Origin of the sequence: Actinomadura mexicana (genome assembly GCF_900188105.1) — a bacterium.
Classification (GTDB): Bacteria; Actinomycetota; Actinomycetes; order Streptosporangiales; family Streptosporangiaceae; genus Spirillospora; species Spirillospora mexicana.
Genome location: NZ_FZNP01000027.1, coordinates 55,151 through 63,027, shown reverse-complemented (window position 1 = coordinate 63,027; position 7,877 = coordinate 55,151). Strand labels below are relative to the sequence as shown.

Genomic DNA, 7,877 nt, shown 5'->3' with positions numbered 1-7,877 from the left:
TGGGTGAAATGCCGCCTCTGTCTCGCCAACTGCCTTCCTCTCCGGTTCCCCCAACTCTAGTTGGGGGCCTGTCCGGAAGATCCGTGGCACCTCAGCCAGCACAGTCTCATTTCGAGCTGCCCGATTCCTGGGCGGTGTAGTCACCTTCGAGGACGCCCAGTTCAAGGACGGCACAGTCACCTTCCACCGCGCACGGTTCGAGGGCGACCGTATCGAGTTCACCCGCGCCGGGTTCAAGGGCGGCATGGTCGATTTCGGCAATGCCCGGTTCCTAGGTGGCACGATCCTCTTCAGCGGCGCCCGGTTCGTGAACCGTGCGGTCAGCTTCGACTCAGCGGCCGGACGCCGGCCTGCGGGGCTCCCACACGGCATGGCCGATCACCTGTCGCAGTAACGATGGTCTTTGCCCCCTTGTGGCCAATCGGCAGCGATGGGTTCCTGCATGTCGTTGACTGATCGTTTGTGAGCGGACGTGTGAGGCGTGGGTTGGAGTGGGCGCGGCGGCCGTTGGCTCGGCGTGAGGGCCGGCCGTTGAGGGTGCGGCCGTTGGCAGCCGGGTTCTGGATGCTGGCGGCCGCCGGGGCAGCTGCGCTGGCGATCTGGTTGACCACCGCCTGGCTGTTGGACGTGGCCGATGAAGCCCCGCCCGGAACCGAGCGAGTGAAGATTCAGGTGGACGCCGTCCGCACTGGCCTGGCCGCCGGCGGCGGCGCGGGCGCCGCAGTCGGGTTGATGCTGGCGTTCCGGCGGCAACACCACCAAGAGCTCGCCACCGCCCTGGGCGAGCTGGACGCAGCCGAACGCCGTCAGGATGCTGTCGAGCGGCGGATCACCGAGTTGTACAACGCGGCCGCTGAGCAACTCGGCTCCGACAAAGCCCCGGTCCGGTTGACCGCCCTGTACACACTGGAGCGGCTGGCCAACGACAACGAGCGGCACCGGCAGACCATCGTCAACATTATCTGCGCCTATCTGCGCATGCCCTACACCCCGCCGAGGCCCCCGGCCGGCCGCGCTGACAGCAGTACCGACGAGGGGCAGCGCCGGGCCGTCCGCCGCTACCAGGCCGCCCGCACCGGCGGCACCGGTCCTGGCGGCCAGCAGACACCCGCGCCCGACACACGCGAAGAACGCCAGGTCCGGCTCACCGCTCAGCGGATCTTGAAGACCCACCTGCACAGTGATGCAGACGAGCACTGGAGCGACATCGATCTGGACCTATCCGAGGCCACCCTCATGGAGTTCCGGCTGGATGAATGTGCACTGGGTACCGCCGATTTTCGCGGAGCGACCTTCGTCGACGGGGCCTACTTCCATGAGGCGACCTTCGCCGGCGACGCCGACTTCGCCTCGGCTACCTTCACCGGAATCGCCCTGTTTTACAGCGTGACCTTCACCCGGAGGGCCGGCTTCGACGACACGACCTTCACCGGGCCAGCCTTCTTCGGCCAGGCGACATTCACTGACCATGTCGGGTTTGCCGGTGCGGTCTTCGCCGGCAACCCGAACGCGCGATGGATAACCTTCTCCAGCACCCTGGAGATCGAGAATCTTGCTTTCACACAAGATGGACACCATGGACCGGCCGTTGTGGTCGACCGCGGCAGAGGGCACGTGCTCCCCCCAGGATGGCGCATCGAGCCCACCCAAGGACTCGCGGGCCAGATCGTCGCAACCTCCACCCAAGCCCCATGAATTGCCGGCGAGTTAACTACCCGCCTGCGGCGCGGAGACGTGTCGAACAACGATTATCTCTATAGCAGATGACAGGACATAGGCGCGGATCTCGTTGGTGACCAGGGACCCGGCCACCCGCAGCATGTCGCCAGTGCGTGACCACCTTGTTCAGGTTCACGCGGTTGCGAACCAGCTCCTTCAACACCCGTAGGTCCCCGTCTGGACCCCGGGCATCGACGCGCGCCAGGACCGCTGGTCGTCCAGTTCGGTGCCTTCGCCGAGGTGGACGAAGGCGTCCAGGAAGCCGGTGCAGGATGGACCTCGAAAGCAGGTCCGGCCGGTGATCTTCGGGAGCATCCCCTCGGCCCGGCCCCGCAACGCTCAACTTCACCCGGCCGCTGTCGGTCGTCTCGATGCTGACCTTCGCGGCCGGGCCCCGCCTCCGCGAGGCGCATCATCAGCAGCAGCTTCCAACCCCCGCGTCCAGGCCCCGCACCAGCTCCGCCAGGTGCTCCTGGACCGGCATGTCCAGGCTCAGTACCGCCAAGATGTCCTCGCGCACGGCCCTCCCACTCGGTGCCGTCCAGCAGCCCCGCTCCGGGTCGGACCAGCGGTGCGAAGGCGAAGCGAACACATTTCGCCGGTTCAAGGCCTGGTACAACTGCTCCAGCTCGCACACCACGTACGCGTCGCGGTCGACCGCCCCCTGGGGCACGCCAGGGTTGACTTAAACGGCCGTGCGCCACGCCGGGAGCACGAGCTTGTCTTGCACTTCACGCGCGAGCAGCGGCTTGACACCCATCTTCCGCAGGGCCAGCGCCGGAAGGCGGCGTTCCCCCGGCCAGCACCCGGCGCCGCCCGTCGCAGCCCACAGCACCATGGACTCAACCAACAGCGCCAGAAAAGGCTTCACCGTGTTGTACCAGGTGGCCAGGCCGCCCGCAGGGCCGACCCGGCCGAATAGTCGGCCTGCGGCGCAAGGGACACCCCGGCGGCCACACAGATCGCGTCGGCGACTTCGCGCTCCGATCAGTGGCTGCTCGATTAGGTCAAGCGCTACTCCACTTCGCTTCGGGCCTGCTCCACTTCTACGGCTGTCGCACGCCCGGGTCGGAATGAGAATTTCGTTTCTCGTCCGGTTCCGGGCATCGTCCACAGGTCCTGCCTGCCGCACGGTGGGATGCCGGGTATGTCGATTGCGGGGGCGGGGGCGTGGTACTCGCGTTCAAGCGGGTTACTCAGAGCCGATCAACCGGGTCGGCCGCGAAGCGGGGCTGGCCAAGCACTGCACCGCCGCGTCCATCGCCAGATGGATCAACGGCGCCAAGCCCGCACCCCGTAACAGCCGCCGCGGCGTTCACCCGGCTACTGGACCGCCCCGACCTCACCGCCCAGGACCTCGGCTTGCCTCGACCTCCTCGGGTCACTGACGAAACTTCCTGACTAGCAGCGGTACAGATCCTTCCCAGCCAGGATTTCACGTTAATCAAGATCATCTTTTATTTTCCGGCCCTCTCGACATGCGGCCTTGTGTCGGGCGGCACGCGTCCTTCGCAGGCGACAGGCCGAGGATTCTGATGCGCGCTGCGCATTGTTCCGCTGGGGTGATGTTGGGTCGGTGGAGCCGGGCATGGGATAGGGCACCCGCGACTGGTGAAACCTGCCGCGGGTGCCCCATCGTGATTGCTCGGCGTCACCCGGCTTCGGTGCCGGTGTCGCTCGGGCCGTCTTCGTGGCCGCTGTCGGCGTCGTGCGCGCTCTCGGTTTGCTCGTTCTTGTTCGACTCGTTGCCGGCCTCGTTGTCGGCCTTGTCGCCGGACTCCTTCTCGGTGCCGTTCTCGTTCGATTCGTTGTCGGCGCCCTTCTGGTCTCCCTGCTGGACGCTGTCGTGGTCGGGGCCGGTGGTCGGGTCCGCGCCCTGCTCGTCGGTCTGGTTGGGGGCGGGGGGCGTGACCTGCCGGGAGACGGCCGGGGCCTTGACGTGCGAAGGGGAGGCGGCGGAGGCCGCTCCAGCGACTGACGCGCCTGCCGCCCCGAGGGCGAGGACGCCGAACACCGTGGCCGCGATCTTCCGGTTGAGCTTCATGTATCCGCCTTTCACGGATTGACTGTTGGAGCGATCCAGTATGCGAAGTCGCAGGTGAGACGACCGTGTACGCGGCATGTGAACGTTGACATCTTGAGTAGGGGACGGGCGGCTCGCGCCTCAGTCGCCGTGTGAGCGCCGGTCGTGGGCGGGGGGCATCGGGAGTTCCAGGCGCACTCGGGCGCCTCCTTCCGGAGGGTTGTCCGCCATGGCTCGTCCGCCGTGCGCGTGGGCGATGGAGCGGACGATCGCCAGGCCCAGCCCTGTACCGCCGTCGGCGCGGCTGCGTGCGGTGTCGGCGCGTCTGAACCGCTCGAAAGCCACGGGCAAGAATTCCGGCGGGAAACCGGGCCCTTGGTCGCGTACCTCGATCACCGCGACAGCGCGTCCATGCCGGCCTCGGCGCCTGAGCCCGACGTCGATGACGCCACCCGGGGGTGAATAGCGCAGGGCGTTGTCGAGCAGGTTGTCGACCGCCTGCCGCAGCCGATCCGGGTCAGCCGTCATGCGCATGTCCTCTTCACCGCGCAAGCGCAGCGTGATGTCCTGGGCGGCGGCCCGTGCGGACGCCGACCGGACCGCAGCGGCCAGGACGTCGTGCGGCGCCATGAGCCGGGGCCGCAGGAAGGCGTGTCCTTCGTCGGCGCGGGCCAGGAGCAGCAGGTCTTCGGCCAGCCTGATGAGCCGGTCGGTATCGGCGGCCGCCGCGTCAACCGCCGACGCCAGCGCCTGGCGAGAGCGGCCCGGCTGCTGCGCAAGCTCCAGCTCGGCCTTCAGCGTCGTCAAGGGTGTGCGCAGTTCGTGGCCTGCGTCGGCGACGAATCCGCGCTCACGGGCCAGGGCGCGGGCCAGCCGGTCCAGCACCGCGTTCATGGTCGTCGCCAGGGTTGCGATCTCGTCACGCGTCCCGGGCACGCGCAGGCGGGCGTCGATGTCGTGCTCGGAGATGTCGGCGAGGCGCCGCCGCAACCGTTCCACCGGCCGCAGTGCCGCCCCCGCCAGAACATAGGCGCCGAGTCCCACCAGCGCCGCGGCGGGCGGGCCGGCCATCAGGAAGATCTCGCTGGTGCGGGCCGCCGCCGCTTCCACGATCTGCGTGCTCGCGCCGACCACGACCACGAAGGTCCGGTTGCCGTTGCGGGCGGGGACTCCCAGCATCCGGTACTGCTGCCCTTCGATGACGGCGGTGAACTGCTCGGGTTCCCGCGCGGCGTTCTGCAAGCGGGCACCGCTGACCAATGGCCCCTGGCCGTCCCCGCCGTTCTCCAGCACTCTTCCCTGAGGGGAGAGCACCTGGGTCACATCGTCAGACCCGGTATCTCGGTGTTCTCCCTGTCCAGGGCCCTCTTGTTCTCTCGACGCTGGAGGAGACGGTGAGGGGCTGGTGGTGGCCAGACGCGCCACCTGAGCATCAGCGCGGGCTTGCAGGGTGTCGTCGACAGCGGATTGCATCCCTGCCGTCAACTGCTGCCGGAACAGCAGGCCTACCCCGCCGATCAGGATCGCGGCGCCCAGTGTGAACAGCAGGGCCAGCCGCCACCGCAGCGGCACTACCGGTCATCTCCCTTCCGCGGGAGCGGGAGTCCGCAACCGGTAGCCCGCTCCGCGCACCGTTTCCAGGAGCGACTCGGTCCCCGGATCGTCGATCTTGCGCCGCAGGTAGGCCACGTACTGGTCGACGACGTTGGAGGATCCGTCGTAGGCGTAGTCCCAGACGTGCTCCAAGATCGTGGTGCGAGTCATCACGTCGCCGGGATGCCGCATGAACAACTCCAGCAGCGCAAACTCCTTTGGCGACAACTGCCTCTCAGCCTCCCCCCGCCATACCCTGCGGCTGGAGGGATCCAACCGCAGGTCCCCGACCGTCAGCAGGGTGGGCCTCTCCTTGACGCCTCGGCGGACCAGTGCCCGCAGCCGCGCCAGCAGTTCGGCGAAGCTGAAAGGCTTGGTCAGGTAGTCGTCGGCGCCCGCGTCCAGCCCGTGGACCCTGTCGCTGACCGCGTCCCGGGCGGTCAGCATCAGCACCGGCGCCCAGCAGTCCCGGACCCGCAGCCGCCGGCACACCTCGAACCCGTCCAGGCCGGGAAGCATGACGTCCAGCACGATCGCGTCATAGGGGCTCTCGACCGCCTGCCACACCGCGTCGGGGCCGTTGGCGGCGACATCGACGGCGTAGCCCTCCTCGCGCAGCCCGCGGCGCAGCAGCGCGGCTGTGCGGATCTCATCCTCGACGACCAGTACTCGCACACCTCCAACCTAGAACCCCCGCATGTGAGAACGATGTGAACCGATCTCGCCGCGCCGCGGCACAGACCGACGGCGAAGTACGGAGGGGCCGTCGAACTCCTCGAAGGCCCCTCACCACCCTGCTGCCGTGGTCCCTCCGGCCGGGGGCCTCACCTCGCCTAAGTCGTCAACGTCACCTACGGCATCACCACCCTCTTGAAGGCAGACCCAGGCGCCTCCACTTGGATGGCCCGGCCGCGTTCGGGTGCCTGGTCCGTTCGGAAGCGGCGCGTGCCGCTTTACTTGCCTGCGCTCGATTTCAGCACTTGGTGGGCGGAGGGCTGTGCGTCGGGGCCGAGCGCCTGGAGGACGCGGCGGCGGCGATCGCAGACAGCCGCCGGCCAGCTCCGACCCAGCGCGTTGACGCCTGCCGCGGAGGACGGCGCGAACACCTTCACGTTGCCGCGGGTGATCGCTCGAAAAGTTCTGTCGCCTCCGGCCGTCATGGACCCCGGGCCCTGTGCTCGCCCACCGCCAACGGCACAACAGCGGAGTCACGCTCGTTATAGGAGGAAAGGGGGAGGTGCCGGTATGGGAGGCGGCCCGGCTCGACTAGGCACAGGCTTGCGGCGTCCGGTCTGGGCCGGTTCCTGGATGACGCGTCTGCTGTTCGGTCTGGCCACCGCCGTGGCGGTTCTGGTCATCGGATTCGCGCACCGGGCCGCCGTCGACGCCGGCGGCGACAGTCTCGCCACCGCAGACGGCGAATGGCTGATCATCGCTGCCTCGGCGACCCTCCTGATGTGGGTCGCCGGCGCGATCGCGCAACTGGGTTCCATGCCGCTGCTGCCGCCCTTGGGCCGGTTGTTCGTGGTGCAACTGGGGGCGAGCTTCGCCAACCACGTCCTGCCGGCGGGAGTGGGTGGGATGGCAGTCAACATGCGGTTCATGCGTCGCCTGGGCATGACGCGCGGCGCGGCCGCAGGTGCGGCCGGGCTCAATTCCCTCGCGGGTCTGCTGACCCACCTGCTCTTGCTGGCGGGCGTCGTGCTGGCCGCACCGTCGGCGGTGGCGTCGCTGGCTCCACGGGTGCACTGGCCGGCCTTCAGCTCCTCGGGGACCGCGACGCCAGCGATCGCCGCGGCTGGCGCGCTCGCCGTCGTGGGGGCGCTTACGTGGGCCACTGTGCGGCTCACGCGACGCCGCGCGCGTGCCCACCCCTCCAAGGCGGCTTCACATCTCGTCAATGACCTGCGGGAACTGCGTGCGGTGCTGCGTCATCCCGGGCGTGCAGTAGCGCTGTGGGGCGGATCTGTGTCGGCGCCGCTGCTGCACGCGGTGATCCTTTACGCCGTGCTCCATAGCCTCGGCAACCCGGTCCCTCTGGGAACGGTCCTGCTTGTCTACCTGGTGGTGTCCGCGGTTTGCGCGCTGCTGCCGGCGCCGGGCGCCATCGGCAGCCTCGACGTGGCGCTGGTCGCGGCGCTGGTCACGGCGGGTGTTCCGTCCACCGCCGCTTTGGCGTCCGTGCTCGGCTACCGGCTGATCACGGCCTGGCTGCCCCTGCTGCCGACCGCCTGCGTTCTGGGCGTACTGCTGCGGCGCCGCATCATCTGACGGGACCATCAACAAGCGGCCGGATGTGTTCAGGTCTTCTTCTGGTATCGGCTGCAAGCCTCTGCACCCTGCCCCCCGACGAGCCATGTGGCGCCGCTGCGCCTGAAAATGAACAAAGTCCCAGAGGTCACACCGTACTTCTGGATCATCTAGGTCCTCTGCACGACCATGGGCGAGACGGCCGCCGGCTGCCTCGACGACACCGTCGGCCTCAGCCTTACCAGAACCGCGCTGGTGATGAGCGTCATGCTGGTGGCGGCGCTGGTATGAC

Annotated in this window: 5 protein-coding genes and 1 pseudogene; 3 read left to right on the top strand and 3 right to left on the bottom strand. The window is 68.5% G+C overall.

Features of this window, described 5'->3' with window-relative positions; genetic code table 11:
• The first annotated feature begins 546 nt into the window (after window positions 1–546).
• Window positions 547–1,695 carry a pentapeptide repeat-containing protein gene (locus tag CHC11_RS38315; RefSeq protein WP_143227461.1) on the top strand — a complete coding sequence of 383 codons (1,149 nt, stop codon included), beginning with the start codon at window positions 547–549 and terminating at the stop codon, window positions 1,693–1,695.
• A gap of 1,675 nt (window positions 1,696–3,370) precedes the next feature.
• Here the strand turns inward: CHC11_RS38315 and CHC11_RS38300 are convergent.
• The 3 genes from CHC11_RS38300 to CHC11_RS38290 all read right to left on the bottom strand — a co-directional run bounded on the left by CHC11_RS38300 (window position 3,371) and on the right by CHC11_RS38290 (window position 6,010).
• The gene (locus tag CHC11_RS38300) at window positions 3,371–3,763 is read right to left on the bottom strand and encodes a hypothetical protein (protein WP_089316803.1); all 393 of its coding nucleotides are present in this window, start codon (window positions 3,761–3,763) and stop codon (window positions 3,371–3,373) included.
• A 120-nt stretch (window positions 3,764–3,883) separates the two neighbouring features.
• Window positions 3,884–5,314 carry a sensor histidine kinase gene (locus CHC11_RS38295; RefSeq protein WP_089316802.1) on the bottom strand — a complete coding sequence of 477 codons (1,431 nt, stop codon included), beginning with the start codon at window positions 5,312–5,314 and terminating at the stop codon, window positions 3,884–3,886.
• Between the two features lie 6 nt (window positions 5,315–5,320).
• A complete protein-coding gene (locus CHC11_RS38290) occupies window positions 5,321–6,010 on the bottom strand; it encodes a response regulator transcription factor (protein ID WP_089316801.1) in 690 nt (229 codons plus the stop codon).
• Between the two features lie 633 nt (window positions 6,011–6,643).
• On the opposite strand from CHC11_RS38290, the gene CHC11_RS38285 reads away from it, so the two are divergent.
• The gene (locus tag CHC11_RS38285) at window positions 6,644–7,606 is read left to right on the top strand and encodes a lysylphosphatidylglycerol synthase transmembrane domain-containing protein (protein WP_179279221.1); all 963 of its coding nucleotides are present in this window, start codon (window positions 6,644–6,646) and stop codon (window positions 7,604–7,606) included.
• A 165-nt stretch (window positions 7,607–7,771) separates the two neighbouring features.
• Window positions 7,772–7,876 (top strand): annotated as a pseudogene (locus CHC11_RS43735) (hypothetical protein); the annotation flags it as partial.
• Window position 7,877: the final 1 nt, after the last annotated feature.

Coding starts and splice junctions, on each gene's coding strand:
- CHC11_RS38300 (WP_089316803.1), bottom strand. CDS start 3,763: ATGAAGCTCAACCGGAAGATCGCGGCCACGGTGTTCGGCGTCCTCGCC.
- CHC11_RS38285 (WP_179279221.1), top strand. CDS start 6,644: ATGACGCGTCTGCTGTTCGGTCTGGCCACCGCCGTGGCGGTTCTGGTC.